The organism is Streptomyces sp. NPDC001536 (assembly GCF_042894505.1).
In the GTDB taxonomy this organism is placed as follows: domain Bacteria; phylum Actinomycetota; class Actinomycetes; order Streptomycetales; family Streptomycetaceae; genus Streptomyces.
Window position 1 is genome coordinate 89226 of record NZ_JBIAVQ010000009.1, and the last position, 23345, is coordinate 112570.

At 72.1% G+C, this 23345-nt stretch carries 17 protein-coding genes and 1 riboswitch; of the genes, 10 read left to right on the top strand and 7 right to left on the bottom strand.

Annotated elements, in window-relative coordinates:
* Positions 1-17: 17 nt before the first annotated feature.
* Positions 18-1094, bottom strand: coding sequence for an NlpC/P60 family protein (locus tag ACFY0U_RS24435; RefSeq protein ID WP_388639119.1), 1077 nt, complete (start codon positions 1092-1094; stop codon positions 18-20).
* Positions 1095-1590: 496 nt separating this feature from the next.
* Here ACFY0U_RS24435 and ACFY0U_RS24440 point away from each other — a divergent pair, with 496 nt between their 5' ends.
* Complete coding sequence (locus ACFY0U_RS24440; protein ID WP_388639121.1) at positions 1591-1944, top strand: hypothetical protein; 354 nt, start codon at positions 1591-1593, stop codon at positions 1942-1944.
* Here the strand turns inward: ACFY0U_RS24440 and ACFY0U_RS24445 are convergent.
* Entirely contained in the window at positions 1922-2923 is a 1002-nt protein-coding gene (locus ACFY0U_RS24445; protein WP_388639123.1) for a tellurite resistance/C4-dicarboxylate transporter family protein, read from the bottom strand. The two genes, ACFY0U_RS24440 and ACFY0U_RS24445, sit on opposite strands and share 23 nt — an antisense overlap.
* Before the next feature lie 463 nt (positions 2924-3386).
* On the opposite strand from ACFY0U_RS24445, the gene ACFY0U_RS24450 reads away from it, so the two are divergent.
* On the top strand, positions 3387-3758 hold the full coding sequence (locus tag ACFY0U_RS24450) for a hypothetical protein (protein ID WP_388639125.1): 372 nt from the start codon (positions 3387-3389) through the stop codon (positions 3756-3758).
* A gap of 23 nt (positions 3759-3781) precedes the next feature.
* Here the strand turns inward: ACFY0U_RS24450 and ACFY0U_RS24455 are convergent, their stop codons facing one another.
* On the bottom strand, positions 3782-4936 hold the full coding sequence (locus ACFY0U_RS24455; protein WP_388639127.1) for an NlpC/P60 family protein: 1155 nt from the start codon (positions 4934-4936) through the stop codon (positions 3782-3784).
* An 8-nt stretch (positions 4937-4944) separates the two neighbouring features.
* A riboswitch (cyclic di-AMP (ydaO/yuaA leader) is annotated at positions 4945-5112 on the bottom strand.
* A gap of 264 nt (positions 5113-5376) precedes the next feature.
* Between ACFY0U_RS24455 and ACFY0U_RS24460 the strand changes: the two genes are divergently transcribed.
* Together ACFY0U_RS24460 and pcrA are read left to right on the top strand one after the other, a co-directional pair.
* Positions 5377-6456: a ScyD/ScyE family protein gene (locus ACFY0U_RS24460; RefSeq protein ID WP_388639129.1), complete on the top strand. Its 1080-nt coding sequence runs from the start codon at positions 5377-5379 to the stop codon at positions 6454-6456.
* A 75-nt stretch (positions 6457-6531) separates the two neighbouring features.
* Positions 6532-9018, top strand: coding sequence for a DNA helicase PcrA (pcrA, locus tag ACFY0U_RS24465; RefSeq protein ID WP_388639131.1), 2487 nt, complete (start codon positions 6532-6534; stop codon positions 9016-9018).
* A 60-nt stretch (positions 9019-9078) separates the two neighbouring features.
* Here the strand turns inward: pcrA and ACFY0U_RS24470 are convergent, their stop codons facing one another.
* Positions 9079-10506 (bottom strand): M23 family metallopeptidase, encoded by a 1428-nt coding sequence (locus ACFY0U_RS24470; RefSeq protein WP_388639615.1) that lies wholly within the window; start codon positions 10504-10506, stop codon positions 9079-9081.
* A 225-nt stretch (positions 10507-10731) separates the two neighbouring features.
* Positions 10732-11598, bottom strand: coding sequence for a lipase family alpha/beta hydrolase (locus tag ACFY0U_RS24475; protein WP_388639133.1), 867 nt, complete (start codon positions 11596-11598; stop codon positions 10732-10734).
* Positions 11599-12179: 581 nt separating this feature from the next.
* Here ACFY0U_RS24475 and ACFY0U_RS24480 point away from each other — a divergent pair.
* Complete coding sequence (locus ACFY0U_RS24480) at positions 12180-12596, top strand: cobalamin B12-binding domain-containing protein (protein ID WP_388639134.1); 417 nt, start codon at positions 12180-12182, stop codon at positions 12594-12596.
* A gap of 47 nt (positions 12597-12643) precedes the next feature.
* Here ACFY0U_RS24480 and ACFY0U_RS24485 read toward each other — a convergent pair whose 3' ends face one another.
* Positions 12644-14266, bottom strand: coding sequence for a DUF5691 domain-containing protein (locus ACFY0U_RS24485; RefSeq protein WP_388639136.1), 1623 nt, complete (start codon positions 14264-14266; stop codon positions 12644-12646).
* A gap of 468 nt (positions 14267-14734) precedes the next feature.
* Positions 14735-16084 (bottom strand): SWIM zinc finger family protein, encoded by a 1350-nt coding sequence (locus ACFY0U_RS24490; RefSeq protein WP_388639137.1) that lies wholly within the window; start codon positions 16082-16084, stop codon positions 14735-14737.
* A 146-nt stretch (positions 16085-16230) separates the two neighbouring features.
* Here ACFY0U_RS24490 and ACFY0U_RS24495 point away from each other — a divergent pair, with 146 nt between their 5' ends.
* The 5 genes from ACFY0U_RS24495 to ACFY0U_RS24515 all read left to right on the top strand — a co-directional run bounded on the left by ACFY0U_RS24495 (position 16231) and on the right by ACFY0U_RS24515 (position 23136).
* The gene (locus ACFY0U_RS24495; protein ID WP_388639139.1) at positions 16231-17370 is read left to right on the top strand and encodes an AAA family ATPase; all 1140 of its coding nucleotides are present in this window, start codon (positions 16231-16233) and stop codon (positions 17368-17370) included.
* The gene (locus ACFY0U_RS24500; RefSeq protein ID WP_388639141.1) at positions 17367-17534 is read left to right on the top strand and encodes a hypothetical protein; all 168 of its coding nucleotides are present in this window, start codon (positions 17367-17369) and stop codon (positions 17532-17534) included. Before ACFY0U_RS24495 ends, ACFY0U_RS24500 begins: the two co-directional genes overlap by 4 nt.
* A 173-nt stretch (positions 17535-17707) precedes the next feature.
* On the top strand, positions 17708-20341 hold the full coding sequence (locus ACFY0U_RS24505) for a DUF5682 family protein (protein ID WP_388639617.1): 2634 nt from the start codon (positions 17708-17710) through the stop codon (positions 20339-20341).
* Between the two features lie 373 nt (positions 20342-20714).
* Positions 20715-21881, top strand: coding sequence for a VWA domain-containing protein (locus ACFY0U_RS24510; RefSeq protein ID WP_388639143.1), 1167 nt, complete (start codon positions 20715-20717; stop codon positions 21879-21881).
* Between the two features lie 235 nt (positions 21882-22116).
* Positions 22117-23136 (top strand): hypothetical protein, encoded by a 1020-nt coding sequence (locus ACFY0U_RS24515; RefSeq protein WP_388639144.1) that lies wholly within the window; start codon positions 22117-22119, stop codon positions 23134-23136.
* Positions 23137-23345: the final 209 nt, after the last annotated feature.

A 23345-nucleotide genomic window follows, 5' to 3' on the forward strand; every position in this document is an offset into this window, starting at 1 on the left:
CGACCCCGGCGTCACGCTCACACCACCCGCGTCGCCCCCGCGAACGGCATCTCGTCGATCGGCGCGACGCGCACCGGCGCCGAGGGGTTCGGGGCGTGGATCATCTGGCCGTTGCCGATGTAGATGCCGACGTGGCTGATGGCGGAGTAGAAGAACACCAGGTCGCCCGGGAGGAGTTCGGAGCGGGCGACGCGGCGGCCGGCGTCGATCTGGGCGTAGGTCGTGCGGGGAAGGGAGATACCGGCGGAGCGGTAGGCGGCCTGCATCAGACCTGAGCAGTCGAAGGCGTCGGGTCCGGTGGCGCCCCAGACATAGGGGCTGCCGAGTTTCGAGGAGGCGTACGAAACGGCGGCCGCGGCGCGGGAGTTGGGGGCCTGCACGTTGCCTGCGGCGCCTGCCGCGCCTGCCGTGCCCGCTGCGGTCAGGCCGTCGCGGGCGCCGGAGCCGGCGGAGCGCGAGGCGCGCTGCACATCGCCCGCGCGTTCCTCGGGCGGGAGCTGTGCCAGAAGTCGGCGGGCCGCGTCCAGCTTTCCGGTGATCGTCTTCTTGTGCCGCTTCAGCTCCGCCTGCCGCGATGTGAGCGAGGCCAGCTCGATATGGGCGGCACCGCGCAGCTGCTCGATCTCCCGCAGCTGTCTGCGCACGCTCGCGACGGAGGCCGCCTGCCGGGTGCCCGCGCGCTCGACGAACTCGGCGCCCTCGAGATAGCGGTCGGGGTCGTCGGAGAGCGCGAGTTGCAGCGCCGGGTCGAGCCCGCCGTCGCGGTACTGGGCCGCCGCCATCGAACCCAGCGCGTCCCGCGCCGAGTTGAGCTTGTCCGTCTTGCGCGCCGCCTCGTCCCGCAGGGTCCGCAGCCGCTCCTCGGCCGCCTCCGCCTTCTCCTTCGCGCCGTTGTACTTCTCGGTGGCGACCTCCGCCTCCTGGTACAGCTTGTCCACCTTCGCCTTGACCTGCGCCGGTGTCAGATTCGGCTCGGCATGCCCGGTCCCGTCGAAGCCGGTCGCGGTCGCCGCGCCCGCCAGGGCGATCGTCGCCGCCGTACGGACCGTATTGCCGCCGGCCGAGCGCTGCCTGGGCTTGCGGTGCGCTGCCACGTGGACTGCACGTCCTTTCGTACGACCGCCTGGTCCGCGGTACGACCGCCCCGGACGAGTGGTGGCCGTACGACCACCAGGGGGAGCGGACGTACGACCGCCCGGGGCGGTTCACGCGTCCGGCGGCGGCCCGCACAGGGGGAGCGGGCCGCCGCCGGACCTTCTCGGCGGTGGTGTCCGACTGCCGCCCCTGGCCCGGGCGGCGGTGGGGAGCCGGTCACCTGGTGGAGGACGCTAAACCTCAATGTGTCGTGGGGGTAACGGGTTGCGCGGAACTGGTCCCAGGGGACCGCAGGGTGACCGCATGCGACCGTGATTCCGTTCTCGCGCCGTCGACTTCACGCAGTGTGATGACCGAAGTGCGGATTCCGGAACGCGTGGGGGTGGCGGGGTGCTATGGGCCGCATATATGCAAGATCACATATATGCGGGATCGTGCCGGAAGAGACAGGGCGGTGTAGGGCGGCTCAAGTGCCCCTGATTAGGCTCCGGCCTCATGGACGTACTCATCCACTTCTTCGTGGGTCTGCACATCATCGGCATCGCCTCGTTGCTCGGCGGCTTCCTCACCCAGATGAAGGCCATGGGTCAGGGCACCGCCCGCTTCGTCCCGGCGATGCTGCACGGCGCGCTCACCATGCTGGTCACCGGGGTGATCCTGGTCGGCCTCAACCAGGCGGACGACCAGTCCGTCAACAACGTCAAGATCGGCATCAAGCTGGCCCTGCTGGTGGTGATCCTCGGCCTCGTCTATGTGAAGCGGGACGACGAAAAGGTGGAGAAGGGGCTGTTCGGGCTGGTGGGCGCGCTGACCGTCGCGGACATCTTCATCGCGGTGCTGTGGACCTGAGCGAGGTGAGGCCGGCGCGCGCCGACGCGACGGCACCCGCGGCGACGGCGACCCATGCCGCCACCGCGATCCACAGCAGCACCTGACCGGGTGTCCTGAGCCAGGACACGTCGAGGGCGGCGGCGACGGACAGCGTCGCCGCCGCTGTCATGCCCATCGGGAAGACGGTCGCCCAGCGCCGCACGTCGTAGCGCGGCCGGGGCCACAGCGCCTCCGCGACGAGCAGGACGACGTACCAGGCCAGGTCGAGCACGAGCAGCGCGACCGTCACGGCACGCAGGACGCCGCTGTCGTCGTCGTTCCACAGGTACAGCGGCGCGCTGTCGGCCGCGACGAGCTTCGACCCGGCGAGCGCCGAGATGGCGAGCGCCCCGCCGGCCACCCAGTGGTCCCCGGCGCCCGCGGTCACCTGCCGCGGGTCGAAGTGGGCCAGGGCGAGGCCGTAGAGCACGAGGCCGAGCCAGAAGAGCACGAGCGCGGCGTGGGCGAGCCACGCCGTCGACTCGGCCGAGGCGAGCGTGGCGCCGAGCACCGCGAGACCCTGCGTGGCGACGCAGGCCAGGAACACCGCGCCCGGCATCCGCCGCGTCCAGTGCGCCACGACCAGCACGATCAGCACCGGCCACAACAGCGCGGCGAGCGCCAGCAGACCCTCGGCGAGCCGCTGCCAGCCGAGCGCCGAGAGGCGGGTACCGAGCACCGCCGTAGCCGCTACGGCGGTCAGCGCGCCCGGCGTCTCGGCCTCCGCCACCCACCTCGCCCGGTCCCACAGCAGCCGTGCGCCGAAGTCGGCGGCCAACGCCACCCACCCGACGCCGGCCAGCGCGAGCGCGATCCGCGACAGGGTCTCGTGGTCGGCCAGATGCAGCCCCACGGACACGATGCCGGTCGCCATCACGGCGGCCCCGGCGGCGGGCGGCCGCTGGGCCCGCCAGGCGCTGAGGGGGGAGCGAGGGGAGCGGGGAGAGGCGCCGGACATGGGCCGATGCTAAGGAGCGCGCCCCGGCTTGAGGGCGGGGCGCGCGAGCGGGCGCCCCCGAATGCGCGCGGGCGCGGGCACGGAAGAGGCGCTGCTGGGGTGGACGGGTGCGTGTCCCACGCCGGATCACACCGGAACCCACCCACCTGGGCGTTCGCCGCCCGACGCCCAGACGGATCTGCCCATCACCTGAGTAGTTCCGCTCATGACAGCCCCTGTCGTCGGGCGAAAGACTCTGCGCATGGCCCTCAGACGATCAGTCGCCCTCGCCCTCGTGGCGGTCGCTCTCACCGCGTGCGGAAGTCAAAGAGCCCACGAGGCAGGTGCCGCGCCGTCGGCCACCGCGACCCAGTCCTATCCGCCCCCGCCGAAGTGCGCCCAGTCCACTGCGACGCCCACCGCCCTGCCTTCCTCCCCCTCGCCTTCCGCCTCGAACACGGCCGGCGGGAGCGAGGACGGGCCCGTGGACGCTCCCCCCAACTACGCCGACAACCACGCCTACCGCATGCAGGCGTCCTTGAGCGCGGCGCAGCAGGCCAGTGGGCAGGCGTCGGCCGAGCTGATCCTCGCGGAGCTGGCGAAGGTCCGGAAGGAGGGCGGGTCGGGGGAGTTCGGCCGCTTCAGCGATGAGCGGGTCGAGGCGGCGCTGGAGCGGGTCGGGTGCGGTGAGAAGCACGGGGTCTCCGTCGGGAACGGGTACTACGCCGTCTACACGGGAGTCGTGTGCGTCTCCGGACGGGTGACGAAGGACGAGCTGAGCGGGGAGGTGCACGGCGTCTACGCCGAGCCCCAGCCCGGCGAGGGGCCCTGTGTCGAGAACCGGGGAGGTCACTGACGCCAGGGCCACCCCGCCGTAGGTCAGGCGGGCCGTACGACGCTGTGGATCGCCGACTCACCGTCGTAGTAGATGGACTCCTCGCGCACGTACGCCCCCGGCTTCGGCGCGTGGATCATCTTGCCGTTGCCGATGTAGATGCCGACGTGGGTGACGTCGTCGTAGAAGAAGACGAGGTCGCCGGGCCTGGCGTTGGCGAGGGTGACCGTGGTGCCGGCGTTCACCTGGTCGTAGGTGGTGCGCGGCAGGGAGATGCCGGCGGCGTTCCAGGCGGCCTGGGTGAGGCCGGAGCAGTCGTAGGAGTCGGGGCCGGTGGCGCCCCAGACGTAGGGCTTGCCGACCTGTGAGCGGGCGAAGGCGAGGGCCTTGTCGGCCTTCGTGGCGTACGAGGCGTCCGAGGCCTCGGAGGAGGACGACGAGCTGCTCGCCGACTCCTCTGCCGCGGCCGCTTCCTCCGCCGCCTTCTGCTCGGCCGCCTGCTGCTTCGCCAGTTCGGCGGCCTTGCGGGCGGCCTCCTCCTGCTTCTGCTTCTCGATCGCCGCGAGACGCGCCTTCTCCTCGGCGGTCAGCTGGGACAGCAGCTCGCGCGCGGCGGACAGCTTGCGCTGGACGGTCGCCTTGGCGGTCTTCAGATCGCTCTGCGACTCGGAGAGCGTCGCGAGGCTGTCGGTGGCCTCCTGGCGCTTCTTCATCGTCGCGGACTGCTCGGTGACGTAGTCGTCGACCGCGTCCTTCTGACGGGACGTCATACGGCCCATCAGCTGCGTCTGGTCGAAGTAGTCCTGCGGGGAGTCGGCGAGCAGGAAGGTCGCGGTGTCGGGCGCGGAGGCGCCGGTGCGGTACTGGGCCGCGGCGAAGGAACCGAGCTCCTCGCGGGCCTCGTTGAGCTTCTGGGTGCGCTGGGCGACGTCGTCGAGGAGGGTGTCGACCTCCTTGCGCTGCTTGGAGGTCTTCTCCTTGGCCGAGTTGTACTTCTCGGTCGCCGACTCCGCCTGGCGGTAGAGGTCGTCGACCTTCTTCTCGACCTCTTCGATGCTCGGCTTGTCATCGGTCGAGGGAGCGGCGGTGGCCGTCTGGGAGAGCAGGGCCACGGAGGTGAGGGCGGCCGTGGCGAGAGCGGGCGTGCGTATGCCGGCTACGCGCGTACCCGGGGGAGGCGACTTGCGGTGCGACGCCAAGGGTGGCGACTCCTTCCGTGCTCCGCCTACCGAGTTAGCTGTCGGGTTCGGGCGGGTGGTTCGGAAGGGTTGCCCTACGGCCGTTCCCTGTACGGGAGTCGGCCGATTCACCCCAAGTTCGGTGGGTCCCCGGTTCCGGGTGCGCGGCGGCGCTCCGGATTCGGCGGAGGCCGCGCGGCCCGGCGAGGTTCGCCGGTGGGGGTCGTACGGCCTTCCGGCACGGTAGCCAACGCGTGTGGCCCCTGTGAAGGTTGATGTCCGATAGGCCCGATACATTTTCGTGACCTTAGGTCAGGGCATCGCTCGCGGTGGTGAATACGGAGTGATCTGCCACGAGTTGTACGTATTTTTGGCGGAGTGGCGACGTCCGCCCGCTTCCGGCCGCTAGCTTCCTGCCGAGCCGTGGTCGGATGCCGCGGCGAGGTGAGGGGGATACGGCAATGAGGAACCGCACACCATTGGTCATCGCCACCGGCGTCGCACTCGCCGCCACCGCGGGCATCGCCCCCGCGACCGCCTCCGGGGGACAGGGGGCAGGCAAGCCGGTCGTCCGCGTGATCGCGACCGGTCTCGACAACCCGCGCCAGCTCTCGTACGACAGCGGACATCTGTACGTCGCCGAGGCCGGCCGCGGCGGCAAGAAGTGCCTCGGCGAGGGCCCCGAGGGCGAGACCTGTGTGGGTCTCTCCTCCGCCGTCACCGAGATCTACTGGGACGGGGGCGCGTGGAAGCACTACCGGGTGGTGCAGGGCCTGCCCTCGGGCGCCGCCCCCGACGGCGGCTTCGCGACCGGCGTGGACGGCGTCTCCGCCCTCCACGGCGAGCTCTGGGGGGTGGAGACCTTCGCCCCGCCGGAGGCCGGAGTGCCCACGACACCGCCCTGGAACAAACTCGGCAAGCTCCTGAAGATCAGCCACGGCAAGGCGAGGATCGCCGCCGACATCACCGCCGTGGAACTCAAGCACAACCCGCACAAGGCGTCCGTCGAGTCCAACCCGTACGCCGTCCTCGCCCTCCCCGACGGCCGCAAGATCGTCGCGGACGCGGCCGGGAACGACCTGGTCGTCGTCTCGCCGCACGGCAAGGCCAAGCCCTTCACGGTCTTCCCGGACCACGACAGGAACCAGTCGGTTCCCACGTCCCTGGCGCTCGGCCCCGACGGCTACCTCTACGTCGGCGAGCTGAACGGCGAGGCCCAGAAGCCCACCGCGCGCGTGTGGAAGGTGGACCCCTGGACCGGCAAGATCCTCGGCTGGAAGTCGGGCTTCGGCTCGATCAGCGGTATCGCCTTCAACAGCAGTGGCGATCTCTACGTCAGCCAGCTCTTCCAGGGTGTGGTGACCAAGGTCTCGCACGGCAAGCGGACGAACGTGAAGGTGCCCTTCCCGGCGGGCGTGGCCGTCGACCCGTACGACGGCAAGGTCTATGTCTCCGCCTGGTCGATCGCGGACCGTGACGGGACGGTGATGGAGGGTGGGAAGACGCCCGGCGGCCAGGTCTGGAAGATCCTCGGCTTCTGAAGCCGCCGCTGAAAAGTGCCCATGTTCTCAGGGCGGCGGCGGGGTGTCAGTGGGGAGCCCTAGACTCGGAGAGCGATGAGCAGCCTCTTTGACGACAGCTTCCTGGCGGACCTCCAAGCCCCTACGGGCCGCGAGGAAGAGCCCCCGCCACCGCCCGAGGACGAGCACGTACCGGAACCCGTTCCGGACGATCTGTTCGGCGGCAGGTTCGACGTGCCGCCGGACAGGGACGCGTACTACCGCGACGGCGCCCCGCGCCCGGTCCTGGACGCGGCCGCGCTCATCGATGGGCTCAACGAGAACCAGCGCGCGGCCGTCGTCCACTCCGACACCCCGCTGCTCATCGTGGCCGGCGCCGGCTCCGGCAAGACGCGGGTGCTCACCCACCGCATCGCCTACCTGCTGGCCGAGCGGAATGTCCATCCGGGCCAGATCCTCGCGATCACCTTCACCAACAAGGCCGCGGGCGAGATGAAGGAGCGCGTCGAGCAGCTCGTCGGCCCGCGCGCGAACGCGATGTGGGTGATGACGTTCCACAGCGCGTGCGTGCGGATCCTGCGCAGGGAATCCAAGAAGCTCGGCTTCACGTCGTCGTTCTCGATCTACGACGCGGCCGACTCCAAGCGTCTGATGGCCCTGGTCTGCCGAGACCTCGACCTCGACCCCAAGCGCTTCCCGCCCAAGTCCTTCAGCGCCAAGATCAGCAACCTCAAGAACGAGCTGATCGACGAGGAGGACTTCGCCGCCCAGGCCACCGACGGCTTCGAGAAGACCCTCGCCCAGGCCTACGCGATGTACCAGTCGCGGTTGCGGGAGGCCAACGCGCTCGACTTCGACGACCTGATCATGACGACGGTCAATCTGCTGCGCGCCTTCCCGGATGTCGCCGAGCACTATCACCGCCGCTTCCGGCATGTCCTCGTCGACGAGTACCAGGACACCAACCACGCCCAGTACGCGCTGGTCCGCGAGCTGGTGGGAACGAACGAGCACCCGGTCGACGTCCCCCCGGCCGAGTTCGACCTCCCGCCCGCCGAACTGTGTGTCGTGGGTGACGCCGACCAGTCGATCTACGCCTTCCGCGGCGCGACGATCCGCAACATCCTCCAGTTCGAGGAGGACTACCCGAACGCGACGACGATCCTGCTGGAGCAGAACTACCGCTCCACCCAGACGATCCTGTCCGCCGCCAACGCGGTCATCGAGCGCAACGAGTCCCGCCGCCCCAAGAACCTGTGGACCAACGCGGGCGCGGGCGCGCGCATCACCGGCTATGTCGCCGACACCGAGCACGACGAGGCGCAGTTCGTCGCCGAGGAGATAGACCGACTGACGGACTCGGGCGATGCGAAGGCCGGCGACGTCGCCGTCTTCTACCGGACCAACGCCCAGTCCCGGGTCTTCGAGGAGATCTTCATCCGCGTCGGCCTGCCCTACAAGGTCGTCGGCGGCGTCCGCTTCTACGAGCGCAAGGAGGTCCGGGACGTCCTGGCCTACCTGCGTGTCCTCGCCAACCCCGAGGACTCCGTACCGTTGCGGCGCATTCTGAACGTCCCCAAGCGCGGCATCGGCGAGCGCGCCGAGGCGATGATCGACGCCCTGTCCCAGCGCGAGAAGATCAGCTTCCCGCAGGCGCTGAAGCGGGTCGACGAGGCCTACGGCATGGCCGCGCGGTCGACGAACGCCGTGAAGCGGTTCAACGTGCTGATGGAGGAGCTCCGTACGATCGTCGAGTCCGGCGCCGGACCGGCGACCGTCCTGGAGGCGGTGCTCGAACGCACCGGCTATCTCGCCGAGTTGCAGGCCTCCACCGACCCGCAGGACGAGACCCGGATCGAGAACCTCCAGGAACTCGCCGCAGTGGCCCTGGAGTTCGAGCAGGAGTCGGCCGAGGGCGAGGCGTCCGGCTCACTCTCCGACTTCCTGGAGCGGGTCGCGCTCGTCGCCGACTCCGACCAGATCCCCGACGAGGACGAGGACGGCTCCGGCGTCATCACTCTGATGACCCTGCACACCGCCAAGGGCCTGGAGTTCCCGGTCGTCTTCCTGACCGGCATGGAGGACGGCGTCTTCCCGCACATGCGCTCCCTCGGCCAGACCAAGGAGCTGGAGGAGGAGCGGCGCCTGGCGTACGTCGGCATCACGCGCGCGCGGGAACGGCTGTATCTGACGCGCTCGGCGCTGCGCAGCGCGTGGGGGCAGCCGTCGTACAACCCGCCCTCGCGTTTCCTCTCCGAGATCCCGGAGCAGCACGTGGACTGGAAGCGGACGGGCGCCACCGCGCCGGTCTCCTCCGGCCCCGCGTCGGGAGTGGCCGCCTCGCTGTCCTCGTCCCGCTCCCGCTCCTCGGCGAGGGGCGCGTCCGGCTTCGCCACGAGCCGCGCCTCCGACAAGCCGGTCGTCTCGCTGGCCGTCGGGGATCGCGTCACGCACGACCAGTTCGGGCTCGGCACGGTGACCTCGGTGAAGGGCACGGGCGCGAACACCGAGGCCACGATCGACTTCGGGGACACCAAGCCGAAGCGGCTGCTGCTGCGGTACGCGCCGGTGGAGAAGCTCTAGACAGCAGTCGGGCCCCCGCTCGGTGAAGGGCGGGGGCCCGCAAGGGAATCGCGCGTACGCCTACGTCGGGTTCAGGCCGTGGCTGCGCAGCCACGACAGCGGGTCGATCGCCGAACCGCCCGCCGGGTGCACCTCGAAGTGCAGGTGCGGGCCGGTCGAGTTGCCGGAGTTGCCGCTGTACGCGATCGGGTCGCCGGCCTTCACGGTCGTACCGGAGGCGACCCGGTAGGTGGAGAGGTGGCAGTACCACGTCTCCGTGCCGTCCTTCGCCGTCACGACCATCATGTTGCCGTAGGCGCTGTTCCACTCCGTGCGCACGGTGCCGTCGGTCGCGGCCATCACCGTCGTGCCGTACGAGACGGGGAAGTCGATGCCGGTGTGCACGGACATCCAGTTGACGCCGGCCTGGCCGTAGTAGGCGCTGAGGCCGTGCTGGGCGACCGGGAGGGCGAACTTGGGGCGCAGCCGCTCCTTGCGGGCCGCCTCCTCCGCCGCCTTCTTCTTCTCGGCCGCCTGCTGGGCCTTGAGGTCGATGCGCTCCTGCGTACGGCTGGCCCGGTCGGCGAAGTCGTCGGCGCCCGCGGAGAGGCTCTCGAGCTGGGTGTCCAGCTTGTTGTTCGCGGCGGACGGCTGGACGGACTTGGTTGTTGCGTCGGCGGCGGTCGTCGAGCTGTTCTTGTCGTCGCTCAGACCTCCGACGGAGGCGGCGGCGATCCCGGTGACCCCCATGACGCAGGCGGAGGGCACCGCGATCTTCATCAGTGCGGAGCGCTTGGGGGGCGTACGACGGCGGGAACGGCCCGCGTTACGGGCGGCCATGCGTGAGCCCGGGGCCGGGGCCGCGTCCTCCTGATCGTCGAGGAGCGGGGCGGCGTCGTCCTCGGAGAGGGCGGGCAACTCGCCGGTGGCGCTCAACTCGGCGTCGTGCTCGGCCGGTTCCTCGTACGAGACCTGCTCGAACATCGCTGTCGACTGGTGGTCGACGGGCTCCTCGTGGGCCGGCGTGGTGCCGTCGGAGTTCCACTGCGTGGCGTCGTAGGCGCCGGTGTCGAAGGCCTGCGTGCCCCATTCCCAGTGCTGGGTCTGGTCGGCGGTGCCCCCGGACTGGTCGGGCTGGAGCCAGGCGTTGGCATCCCACTGGCCGCTCGCGTCGGGCGCGCCGGCCTGCGGGGGGATCACGGAGAGCTGCTGGTGCTCGCCGGTCCACGCCGTCGTGTCGTACGCGCCGGTGTCGTAGGCGGCGTGGTGCTGGGCCGCGTACTGGTCGTAGTTCAGGGTCTGGTGACTGTCCGTGGCCCACTGGCCCGCGTCGTACGACCCGGTGTTCTCACCGGGGAGACTGCCGAACAGGGGGTCCGCGTCGAAGTGCGCGGTGGTGTGGGCACCCGTGTCGTAACCGTAGGTGGCGTAGTCACCGTACTGAGCCTCCTGTGTGCCGTACGGCGCGTAGTGCGCCGAGGCATCGGAAGCGGGAGCCGGGGTGGTCATGGTCCCCGACGAGTACGGGTCGTTCACCAACTTCTCTTTCGCCTCGACAACAGGGGCTGCCAGAGCAGTGCGGTGACTGTACCCGGCGGTACGCGGGCGCGACAATCTTCGACAGGTTTCACGCCTTCAGGAAACGGGCATTCGGCCGTGTTTCGGGGGAGTGCGGACGCGGGTTTGGCTTTGTGTTCGAAGATTGTTCGATGTTGGACTGCTGTCTTGCGGTTGTCACGCCACTGTCAGACCGCCGGCGTCGGCCGCGGCCGCGGTTCCTGTCGGCGGGGTGTCGAGGGCCTGTCGTATCCCGATCGCGACGGCCGGGTGCACGGGGAGCGCGAGATGCCCGACCCCGCTCACCTGAACGTTCTGCGCCATCAGGTCGGGGTGGTCGATGCGGGCGGTCTCCAGCGGGTCCATCAGATGGTCGAGATCGCTCCAGAAGCTCACGAAGTGCGTACGGCAGCCGGGCGCGGGCCGGGTCAGCTCCTCCAGGACGTCCGAGCCGGGGCGCATCTGCCGCACGATCGGGTGCGCGTCCGCCAGCGGTACCACCCGGGTCCCGGAGTGCGGGGTGCCGAGCGTGACCAGGGTGCGCACTCGTAGGTCCCCGCCGAGGCACTGTACGTAATAGCGCGCGATCAGTCCGCCCAGGCTGTGCCCGACGACATCGACCTGCTTGCTTCCGGTGCGCTCGCAGATCTCCGCTATGTGCCGGCCGAGCAGCTCGGCCGCGGTGCGTATGTCGCAGGTCAGCGGAGAGTAGTTGAGCGACTCGACCTGGCGGTGGCCGTGCTGGAGGAGGCTGCGGCGCAGCAGGACGAAGACCGAGCGGTTGTCGATGAAGCCGTGCAGCAGGACGACGGGCGGCTTGGCCTCCGTCGGCAGGTGGGCGGGGCCGTCCGGGGAGGGGAGCGGGACGGCCGGTGTCCGGCGTTCCTGGAGGACGCCGGAGGGATAGAGGAGGAGGTGTCCGGCGAGGATCGCGAGCTCCAGGGCGGTCGCCTTCAGGAGTGCCGCGGACAGACCCGCCAGGCTGCTCGGGAGCAGCCGCCGGCAGAGCGGGAGAAAGGGCGCCGCTGCCCTGGTGACCTTCATGGCCGACCTCCTGTCGGCACACGAGAAGACAGCTCCGTCCCCCGTGTGCCCTCGTGGGAGGCCGCGGCGGAGGCGGTCGAGGAGGCACGAGGAGGGCGCGTCGGGCGGGTGCGGCGTGTGGCGCGGGTGGAGCATGGTGCGCCGATGACCTGACGAGGCTCCCTGCCGGTGTGGCGACGAGGCTCCCCGCTGTCGTGCCTTACCTGCCCTACGTGCCCTTCGTGCCACCGTCGGCCCGCCGCACCGCCACGGCGCGCGGCCCGCGGCGCGGTGGTGCGGCGACCTCGTTGCGGCTCCCGTTGCGCTTGCTCCCGCTGCGGTACGGGGGCCGCGTACCGCAGCGGCCCGTGTGCCGCAAAGACTCGGAACGGTGCGCGGCGAACGTGTCCCACCGTGTGATTTCCCCCTCGGTCTCCACCGCGAAACTGCCGGTTACGGGATGCTGGAGATAACGTTCGTTCACTTCCTCGCACAATGCGGTGTGAGGACGTCCGTGCCGTACCGGTGCCGTCGCGGTGGCATACATGGCATGTTCGGTACGTGTCGGTACGGATGGATGTAGTCGCTTCATGGAGGCAGTGATGGGTGTGGCAGCCGGTCCGATCCGCGTCGTGGTGGCCAAGCCGGGACTCGACGGCCATGATCGCGGGGCCAAGGTGATCGCGCGGGCGCTGCGCGACGCCGGTATGGAGGTCATCTACACCGGGCTCCACCAGACGCCCGAGCAGATCGTCGACACCGCGATCCAGGAGGACGCCGACGCGATCGGCCTCTCCATCCTCTCCGGCGCCCACAACACGCTCTTCGCCGCCGTCATCGACCTGCTCAAGGAGCGGGACGCGGCGGACATCCTCGTCTTCGGCGGCGGGATCATCCCCGAGGCCGACATCGCCCCGCTGAAGGAGAAGGGGGTCGCGGAGATCTTCACCCCGGGGGCGACCACCCAGGCGATCGTGGACTGGGTCCGCGCCAACGTGCGGCAGCCCGCGGGCGCGTAAGCCGCTCCGGGACAGCGGGCCGGCCCGGCCGCCGCCGGCCGGCTCCGTCAGACCGCCTCCAACTCCCGCGCCATCGCCGCCCGCAACTGCAACGTCGTCACCAGCCGCTGGAACGCCTCCGCCCAGTACCCTCCGGCGCCCGGACTCGCGTCCTCCGGCTCGTCCGGCACCGCCAGCAGCCCGTCGAGCCGCCCCGCCTCGGACGGATCGAGACACCGCTCCGCCAGCCCCATCACGCCACTGAAACTCCATGGGTAACTCCCCGCGTCCCGCGCGATGTTGAGCGCGTCCACCACAGCCCGCCCGAGCGGCTCCGCCCACGGCACCGCACACCCCCCGAGCAGCTGAAACGCCTCCGACAGCCCGTGCGCCGAGATGAAACCGGCCACCCAGTCGGCCCGCTCGGCCGAGCCCAGCGTGCCGAGCAGCTTGGCGCGCTCGGCCAGGGACACCGCCCCGGGCCCCCCGGCCTCCGGCGCCCCGGGCGCCCCCAGCAGCGCCCGCGCCCAGGCCGCGTCCCGCTGCCGTACGGCCGCCCGGCACCACGCCGCGTGCAGATCGGACCGCCAGTCGTCCGCCACCGGCAGGGCCACGATCTCCCGCGGCGTACGCCCGCCGAGCCGCGCCGCCCACGTGCCCAGCGGTGCCGCCTCCACCAACTGGCCGAACCACCACGACCGTTCACCCCGTCCCGCCGGAGCCTTGAGCACTACACCGTCCCGCTCCATGCTCGCGTCGCACTCGAACGGCGCCTCCACGGCGATCGTCGGCGTCTCCCGCGTACGGTCCAGAGCCACGCACGCCGTCGCCCTGACCGCCATCCGCGCGGCGAGCGCGGAACCCGGCAGGGCGGAGAGCAACTCGGCCGCCGTCGCCCGGACATTACGGCTTCGATCGGCCAGCGCCTGCTCCAGGAACGGCTCGTCGTCCGCGCCGAGACCCGTCCGCAGCGAGTCGAGGAACATCAGACGGTCCTCGGCCCGCTCCGTCGCCCACGTCGTCGCCAGCAACTCCCGTGCGGCGGCGGGCTCATGGGCGCGTATCGCGGCGAGCAGCGCGACCCGCTCCGCGAACAGGCCCTCCTGCCACAGCTGTCGGACCCGGTCCGTGTCGCTCGGGTGCGGCAGCGCCGGGTCCCCGCCCGGTGCCGCGCGCAGGGCGAACCGCCAGTCCGGGTTCAGGCGCGCCAGCCACACGGCACGCGGTCCCGCGAAGGTCAACGCCGCGGGCCGCAGATCCGTACGCCCCCTGGCCGCGTCCAGCAGCGCCGGCAGCACCTCGGGGGGCGCCGCGAAACCGCGGGCGTTCGCCGTCGCGAGCCACTGGGGCAGCAGCTCCATGAGGTCCGGGGCCGTGCCGCGGCGACCTGAGCCGCCCGCGCCCGGCCGGTCGGCCAGCAGCATCGAGAGCCTGCGGGCCGCTGCGGCGGGCAGGGCGGGGCGGGTCTCCGTGGGTGCCGGCTCCGGCCGCGCCGCCGCCGGGGCGGGCCGCAGCCCGGCCCGCCGCCGTACGGTCTGCGTCGCCGCCGCGTCCAGCAGGGCCACGGGTGCCTCCCGGCCGGGCGTCGCGCCCGGCGGGGTGCGGCGCTCGGTCCCGAGCAGGGCGGCGGTGACGAGTTCCTCCCAGACGTTCTGCGCGGGTGAATCCACAGGTGTGGACTTGCTGTTCATGCGGGTCCTTTCCGTGGGGTGCCGGGGCGGGTGGGGGAGGTGGGAGAGGTGGGAGAGGTGGGGCGGTGGGTGTGTCTGGTGGTGTGGGGGTGCGAGTCCGTTCGGGTGCGGGTGCGGGTGCGGGTGCGGGTGCGGGTGCGGGTGCGGGTGCGGGTGCCGGTGCCGGTGCCGGTGCGGGTGCTGGTGTGTGCTGTGCGGTGGCCGCGGGTGACGTGGGTGTTGTCGTCCGAGTCCGTGTGTGCCGCGCGGCTGGTGCGCGTGGCGTGGACGTTGGTGTCCGTGTGTCCTCCGAGGTCGGTGCGGATGGGATCGGCGTCGGTGTGCGCGGGTGTCGCGGGGCCGGTGCCGGTTGGTGCCTGTACTCGGGGGTGCCTGTACGTGTGGCGCCTGGACGTGGGTGTCGGTGTTCACGCTCGACCTGGGGCGGATGGGCGGCTGTGCGGCAGCGCGCCTCATGGTCCGGCCGGCTCAGTACAGCGCCACTCCGTCGCCCGCCCCCTCGGGCCAGGCCGTCAGCGGAGTGAAGCCGCGGTGGCCGCACTCGCCGAAGACCTTGACCGGGGCGCCGCCCGAGAGGGCGACCAGGCGCCACAGGCCCGGACGGGAGCGGGCGGTGGGGGTGAGCGGCAGGGCCGTGTCGCCGTCGGCGTCCGCCAGCTGCCAGGTGTCGCCGTCCGGGGTCGGGACGACCCGGTCCAGGGTCACCGGCACTGATTCCAGCCATGGGTCGTCGCGCAGCGCCTCGCCGTAACGGGCCGCCGCCTGCGCCGGGGTCGTCCCCGGCGGGCGTATCGCCGCAGGCGCCGGCGGGGCGAACTGCTCGCCCAGCGCCGCCCGCACCTGCCCGGCACCCGGATACGCGGACACCTCCGCCTCCAGGACCAGGCCCACCGGCAGAGCCAGTTCGGGGGCGCGGCCCGCGGCGCCGAAGGAGAGGAGCAGCGCCATGCGACCGGACTCGGCGCCGTGCAGCCAGATCCGACGGGTCGTCAGTCGGGCGTCCGTCGTGTCGTACTGGGCGAGCACCAGCCAGCGGTCCCGCACCGCCGGTCCGTCCGCCGATGCGGGCAGGCCGATGCGGGAACGGACCGTCGCCGCCAGAGCTTCGGGCAGCCGCTCGCGGCGCAGCCAGCCCTGGTCCAGGAGATGGAGGAGCGCGCACTCCTCCAGCAGCCGCACCGGCCAGCCCGGACCGGAGGACGGAATCGCCCCCAACTCCCGCACCCGGGAAGCGAGTCCGGGCGCCTGGGCGTCGACCATGCGGGCCGCGGTCTCCTCCCACATCCCGTACCCGGCCTGCTCCGCACCGGCCAGCCCGCCGCGCAGCAGATCCGCGAGACGCTGCTCCAGCTCCGTCGCCCCCGCGGTGACCAGCGCGGCCCGGCGCTCCGACCTGCGTCTGGCCGCCTCCGGATCACCACCGCCGCCGGCGGAAGCCGTCGCGTCCTTCTTCTCCCGCGCCCGCTGCCTTCTCCCCTCCAGCCACTGCTCCGCCCAGTCCGGCGCCTGCCCCCGCGGCACCGCGCCGTCCTCGCCCGCCCAGAGCAGCAGCAGCCCGAGGGCGTGCTTGCACGGGAACTTGCGGCTCGGACAACTGCACTTGTACGCCGGCCCGGACATGTCCGCGATGTCGACGACCGTCTGATACGGCTTGCTGCCGCTGCCCTTGCACTGCCCCCACACCGTCCCCTCGTCGGAACTCCCCGCCTCGGACCACGGCCCCGCCGCCCCGAGTTTGCTTCCCGCTTTGCGTGACGCGGCGTCAGGCGCCAGCGCCAGCACCTGGTCCGCGCTCCAGCGCACCCCCTGCTGAGTCATGTCATCGAAGGTAGATCCCCCCACTGACAATCGGTCCGGCGAGCGGACTCGCGAGCACGTCTCCGCAGCTCAGATCGCATTGTCAGTGGCGTGGTGCACCGTGGTTGTCAGATCCGAACCGGCCGAGCTGGAGGGGGCTCTCAGCCATGTCTGTGTCCGTGGACGCGATGTCCGTCGAAGCATCCGCATCACCTGAGAACGAGCCGACCGAGGAGTTGCGTCCGCACGCCGAGGACGCCTTCGCCGCCGAACTCACCGCGCTGGCAGCCCAGGACGACCGCCCGCGCCCGGCCCGCTGGAAGCTGTCGCCGTGGGCGGTGGCGACCTACCTGCTCGGCGGCACGCTGCCCGACGGCACGGTGATCACACCGAAGTACGTGGGCCCGCGCCGCCTCGTCGAGGTCGCCGTCACCACACTCGCCACCGACCGCGCCCTGCTGCTCCTCGGTGTGCCCGGCACCGCGAAGACCTGGGTGTCCGAGCACCTGGCCGCGGCGGTCAGCGGCGACTCGACCCTGCTGGTGCAGGGCACGGCCGGCACCCCGGAGGAGGCGATCCGGTACGGCTGGAACTACGCGCAGCTGCTCGCCAACGGCCCGAGCCGCGACGCGCTGGTGCCCAGCCCGGTGATGCGGGCAATGGCGGAGGGGATGACGGCGCGGGTGGAGGAGCTGACGCGTATCCCCGCCGATGTGCAGGACACCCTCATCACGATCCTCTCCGAGAAGACGCTGCCGATACCGGAGTTGGGGCAGGAGGTGCAGGCCGTCCGCGGCTTCAACCTCATCGCCACGGCCAACGACCGCGACCGCGGGGTCAACGACCTCTCCAGCGCCCTTCGCCGCCGCTTCAACACGGTCGTGCTGCCGCTGCCGGACAGCGTCGAGGCCGAGGTCGACATCGTCTCGCGGCGCGTCGACCAGATCGGCCGCTCCCTCGACCTGCCGACCGTGCCCGAGGGGGTCGACGAGATCCGCCGGGTGGTGACCGTCTTCCGCGAACTGCGCGACGGGATCACCTCGGACGGCCGGACGAAGGTCAAGTCGCCCAGCGGCACGCTGTCGACGGCGGAGGCGATCTCCGTCGTCACCAACGGCCTTGCCCTCGCCGCCCACTTCGGTGACGGGGTACTGCGGGCCGGTGACGTCGCCGCGGGACTCCTCGGCGCCGTGGTCCGCGACCCGGCGGCCGACCGCGTCATCTGGCAGGAGTACCTGGAGGCGGTCGTACGGGAACGCGACGACTGGAAGGACTTCTACCGCGCCTGTCGGGAGGTGAGCGCGTGAGCGGGGACGACCTGGGCTGGGGCCGCCCCGGCGGAGGCCAGGGGTCGGGCGGCTCAGGGGGATCGGGTGGCTCGGGCGGGGGGCAGGAGTCGGGCGGCTCGGTGTCCGTGGCGTGCGGGGGTGTCGGCGGTGTGGTGCGGCGGTCGGTGCTGGCCGGCCCGTGAGCGGTGGTTCTGGAGGGGAGGGGGACGGTGTGACAGGGCGTGAGAGGGACGGGAGTGGAGCGGCTGTGAGCGAGGGGAGCGGGGCGGTCGCGGGGGAGGGGCATGTGGCGGTCGCGGGCAAGGGGGGTGTGGCAGCCGGGGGCGAGGTGAGCGCGGCGACTGCGGGCGACGGGATGGAGACAGCCGCGGGGGCGCGGCGCGCGGTGGCTGTCGGCAAGGAGCCGTTGCTGCTCGGTGTACGGCATCACGGGCCGGGTTCCGCGCGGGCCGTGCGGGCGGCGCTGGAGGTGGCGCGGCCGCGGGTCGTGCTGATCGAGGGTCCGCCCGAGGCCGACGCCCTGATCCCGCTGGCCGCCGACGAGGACATGCGGCCACCGGTCGCCCTCCTCGCCCACGCCGTCGACGAACCGGGCCGTTCGGCGTTCTGGCCGCTCGCCGAGTTCTCCCCGGAGTGGGTGGCGATCCGCTGGGCTCTGGAGCACGAAGTCCCGGCGAGGTTCATCGACTTGCCTGCGACGCACTCGTTGGCGTGGGAGGAGGGCCGGGCCGACGAGGCGGTGGGGGAGACAGCCGACCCTCCGGGCTCCGGCGCGGCTCCCGACTCCCGTGCGGTCCCCGATGGATTCGGCGAGCCTGACGGTGCGGAGGCGGGTGGTGGTCCCGAGGCGGAGGTCGCCCGTACCGGCCTTCGGATCGACCCCCTCGCCGTGCTCGCCGAAGCCGCCGGTTACGACGATGCCGAGCGGTGGTGGGAGGACGTCGTCGAGCACCGGGGGGCGGGTGCCGGGGATGTGTTCGCGCCGTTCGTCGTGGTCGAGGAGGCCATGGCGGCGTTGCGGGAGGCGTACGGGAGTGGGGGGCATGAGCGGGATCTCGTGCGAGAGGCGTATATGCGGCTCCAAGTGCGGTCGGCTCAGCGGGAGTTCGGGGGCGGGGTGGCCGTGGTGTGCGGGGCGTGGCATGTGCCCGCGCTGCGCGAGAGGACGGCCGTCGCCGCCGACCGGGCACTGGTGAAGGGGCTGCCCAAGGTCAAGGCGGACATGACGTGGGTGCCGTGGACGTATCGGCGGCTGGCCCGGGTCAGCGGGTACGGGGCCGGTATCGACTCGCCGGGTTGGTACGGGCATCTGTTCGGCGCGGCGGACCGGCCGGTCGAGCGGTGGATGACCAAGGTGGCGGGGCTGCTGCGAGAGGAGGACCGGATCGTCTCGTCGGCCCATGTCATCGAGGCGGTGCGGCTCGCGGAGACGCTCGCGGCGATGCGCGGGCGCCCGTTGGCGGGGCTGAGCGAGACGACCGACGCGGTGCGGGCGGTGATGTGCGAGGGCTCGGACGTGCCGCTGTCGCTGGTGCACGATCGGCTTGTCGTGGGGGACGTGCTGGGGGAGGTGCCGCAGTCGGCGCCCGCGGTGCCGTTGCAGCGGGACCTCGACCGTACGCAGCGGCGGCTGCGGCTCAAGCCGGAGGCGCTGGAGCGGGAGTTGGATCTCGATCTGCGCAAGGAGACCGACGCGGGGCGCAGCAGGCTGCTGCACCGGCTGCGGCTGCTGGGTGTCGGGTGGGGCGAGCCGGTGGCGTCGCGGGGGAGTACGGGGACGTTCCGGGAGACGTGGCGGCTGCGGTGGGAGCCGGAGCTGGCGGTGCGGGTCGCGGAGGCCGGTGTGTGGGGGACGACCGTGTTCGCCGCGGCGACCGCCAAGGCGGAGGCGGACGCCGTCGCCGCGCAGAGCCTCGCCGATGTCACCGCACTCGCCGAGCGCTGCCTCCTGGCCGAACTGCCGGAAGCGCTCCCGGTGGTGATGCGGGTCCTCGCCGACCGCGCCGCGCTCGACACCGACGTCGGCCATCTCGCCCAGGCCCTGCCCGCCCTGGTCCGTTCCCTGCGCTACGGCGACGTGCGCGGCACGGACACCCACGCCCTGACAGAGGTCGCCGCGGGCCTCGCCGAACGGGTCTTCGTCGGCCTTCCTCCGGCTTGCACCGCCCTCGACGCGGACGCGGCCGAGGAGATGCGGCGCCATGTGGACGCGGTGCACGGGGCGGTGGGGCTGCTGGGGGATGTGGTGGCGGCGGAGGGGGCGCGGCCGGGCGCGGGTGCGGCGTCGGGAGAGGAGAGCGCGGGCGGTGCCGTGGCCGGAGGGGAGAACCGTCGGCAGGGCGCCGCCGCTGCACCCGACGACAACGAGCCCGCGCAGGCCGCCGTGCCGCCCGGACAGGACACCCTGCCCGGCGCCCCCGACTCACCCCACCGTGGCCTCCGTCTCCGCTGGCGTTCCGTGCTGCGGGTGCTGTCGGGGCGGGACACCGTGCCCGGTGTCATCCGGGGACGGGCCGTGCGGTTGCTCCTGGACGACGGGGAGTTGGGGCAGGACGAGGCGGCCCGGCTCATGGGGCTCGTGCTGTCGCCGGGGACGCCGCCGGCGGACGCGGCCGCCTGGATCGAGGGGTTCGTCGGTGGTGGTGCCGGGGGCGGGATGCTGCTCGTGCACGACGAGCGGTTGCTCGGGCTGGTCGACGCCTGGTTGACCGGGGTGCCGGCGGAGGCGTTCACGGATGTGCTGCCGTTGCTGCGGCGGACCTTCTCGGCGTACGAGCCGGGGGTGCGGCGGACGCTCGGCGAGCTGGTCCGGCGGGGGCCGGGCGAGCGGGGGAGTGCGGCGGGCGGCGGTGCCGGCATACCCGGTTTCGCGGCCGGTCTCGACACGGCGCGTGCGGATGCGGTGCTGCCGGTGGTCCGGCTGCTGCTGGGACTGGACGGCGACCCCGCGGGCGCCGACGACAACGACCTTGTGGGGGTGGGGCGATGACGACGGATGAGATGGTCGAGCCGAAGAGGCCCGTGGAGGCGGAGGACGCGGTGGACGCCGTCGGCGATGGGCAAAGGCCCCTGGTGCCAGATGCCTCGACGGCGACCGTGCGGGTGATGCCGCTCTGGGCACGTCCCCGTACGGCACGGCTGGTCACTGAGGCCTCCGCGACGCAGGGCGCCGTGGCTGGGTGGCGTGCGGCGCCGCCATCTCTGCCGGCACGCCCCGCGACCGGGAGGCCTGCCACAGCGACCTCTCCCGCGACGCCCGCTGCGACCGGCCGGCCTGCCCCAGCGCCTACCTCAGCGCCCGCTTCCGCGACGCGGTCCAGGGCCGTGGCTCCGCGGACGAAGACTCTCGTGGGGGTGTCCGGATGACGGTCGACGTGGTGGACCCGGCGCAGGAGCGGCTGCGGCGTTGGCGGCTGGTGCTCGGGGGCGAGGCCGCCGACGGGACCGGGTGCGTGCTCGGTGGCCGGGATGCGGCGATGGACGGGGCGCTCGGCGCGCTGTACGGGAAGGGGGACAGGCAGGGGCAGTCGGGGCGGGAGCGTTCCGCGGGGCTGGGGGCTTCGGCGCCGTCCGTGGCGCGTTGGCTCGGGGACATCCGGACGTACTTCCCCTCCTCCGTCGTGCAGGTGATGCAGCGGGACGCGATCGACCGGCTCGGTCTCGCCACTCTGCTGCTCGAACCGGAGATGCTGGAGGCGGTGGAGGCCGATGTGCATCTGGTGGGCACATTGCTCTCGCTCAACAAGGCGATGCCGGAGACGACGAAGGAGACGGCACGGGCCGTGGTCCGCAAGGTCGTCGAGGATCTCGAGAAGCGACTGGCCACGCGCACCCGGGCGACCCTCACCGGCGCCCTCGACCGCAGCGCCCGTATCAGCCGGCCCCGGCACCACGACATCGACTGGAACCGCACGATCGCGGCCAACCTCAAGCACTATCTGCCGGAGTACCGGACGATCGTGCCGGAGCGGCTCATCGGGTACGGGCGGGCGTCGCAGTCGGTGAAGAAGGAGGTCATCCTCTGCATCGACCAGTCGGGGTCGATGGCGGCGTCGGTCGTCTACGCATCCGTGTTCGGGGCGGTGCTCGCCTCCATGCGGTCCATCGACACCCGGCTCGTCGTCTTCGACACCGCGGTGGTCGACCTCACCGACCAGCTCGACGATCCGGTCGACGTCCTGTTCGGCACCCAGCTCGGCGGCGGTACGGACATCAACCGGGCGCTCGCGTACTGCCAGTCGCAGATCACCCGGCCCGCCGAGACGGTGGTCGTGCTGATCAGCGACCTGTACGAAGGCGGCATACGGAACGAGATGCTGAAGCGGGTCGCGGCGATGAAGGCGTCGGGGGTGCAGTTCGTGACCCTGCTCGCACTGTCCGACGAAGGGGCTCCCGCGTACGACAGGGAGCACGCGGCCGCGCTCGCCGCGCTGGGCGCACCGGCCTTCGCCTGTACCCCCGATCTGTTCCCGGAGGTGATGGCGGCGGCGATCGAGAAACGGCCCATCCCGATCCCGGACACGGCCTGACCGGCGAACAGCGGCGAATCCGTGGTGATTTGTCGACCCAGCGACATCCGAATTGGGCCAGCAAAACGGACATGAGTCGCATCGGTAACGGGGGGCTTGCGTAACCTCCGCACTGCCGTGCGAGTATCGGTGCCTCGTCAGCGGTGCGTCGCGCACCGCTCGTCCGTACCGCGTCGTACCGACTTCGTTGCTCGTCACGCGTGATTCGCTCCGCCGCACGGGAGGACCCGCCCTCTTGACCTGGCCGGCCGCACTGCCCGGTGCCGCTCTGCGCAGCCTGCGCACGGCGGCCGGGCGGCGTACGCTGCAAGTGGCGCTGCTGGTGGGAGGGTTGTTCGCGCTCGGGTTCCTCTGCGGAGGACAGGCGAGCGCGGCGGAGGACATACCGACGGCGACGGTGACGTCCGGGGCCGCTCCGGCGGATCCGGCGGACGGCGTCCGGTCGTTGACGAGTGACGCGGTGGGGCGGTTGGCGAATCCGCCGGCCGCACCCGAGGGCCACCACCGCACGGCACCCCCGACCGAACCGACCGGCCTCGCGCACAGCACGGACACCGCCGGGACGGACACCGCTCCCCAGGGCGGCCCCCTCGCGGATGTCCTCCCGCAGTCGGCCGGCGACAAGGTCCTCCGCCCGGTGACCGAGCATGTCGTCGGCGCCGTGGACGGCAAGGTCCTTCAGCCGGTCGGTGACCTGGTGGAGACGGTGACCGGGCAACTGGCGGAGGGACAGGCGCAGATGCCGCCCCTGCCGAGCCTGCCGTCCCTGCCCGGAACCGAGCTGCCCGGCCTGCCCGGGCTTCCGGAGCTGCCCGGCCTGCCCGCGCTCCCCGGAGAGACGCTGCCGGGACAGACTCCGCCGGGGTCGGCGACACCCCGGCCGAAGCCCCCGGTGACCGACTCGCCCCAGGGTGACGCCTCCGGACGGCGCTCCGGCAAGTCAGCGGCCACGGCAGCCTTCTACGGCCCGCTGTCCGTCACCGGTTCGCCGACGACGGATACGGCGGCGAAGGCCGGCGGGCACCGTGCCGTGCAGGGCGCCCACGCTCCCGTACGGCAGGCGCCCGGCGGTGACCCGGGTGGTGCGCTGGGCAACCGGCCGACGGCGGACAGTGGTTCGTCGCGGCACGGGGACGCGCACGCCGTGTCCCTGAACCACCGGACAGTGGTGCGGCTCGTGGCCGGTGCCGCTGTGCGTGCCGACGCGTTCGAGACCCGGGACCGGCACCGGGACATTCCGGTTTCTCCGGCATAGGGCAGGACCTCCCCCCGTAGACCTGCCGCGCGGGGGCGGAACAGGTCTGCCCGTCGTCCGGAACCCCTTTCGAACTCCGGACGGAAACCGTCGAAGCCGAATCCGACACCGCAGAACCCCGTCCCCCGGGGCATCGCGGTCGGAACCGGCACCGGAAGTGTCCCCAGCCCCCCGAAGCACCGGAGCTCCGCCACGGACCTCCTCCTGAC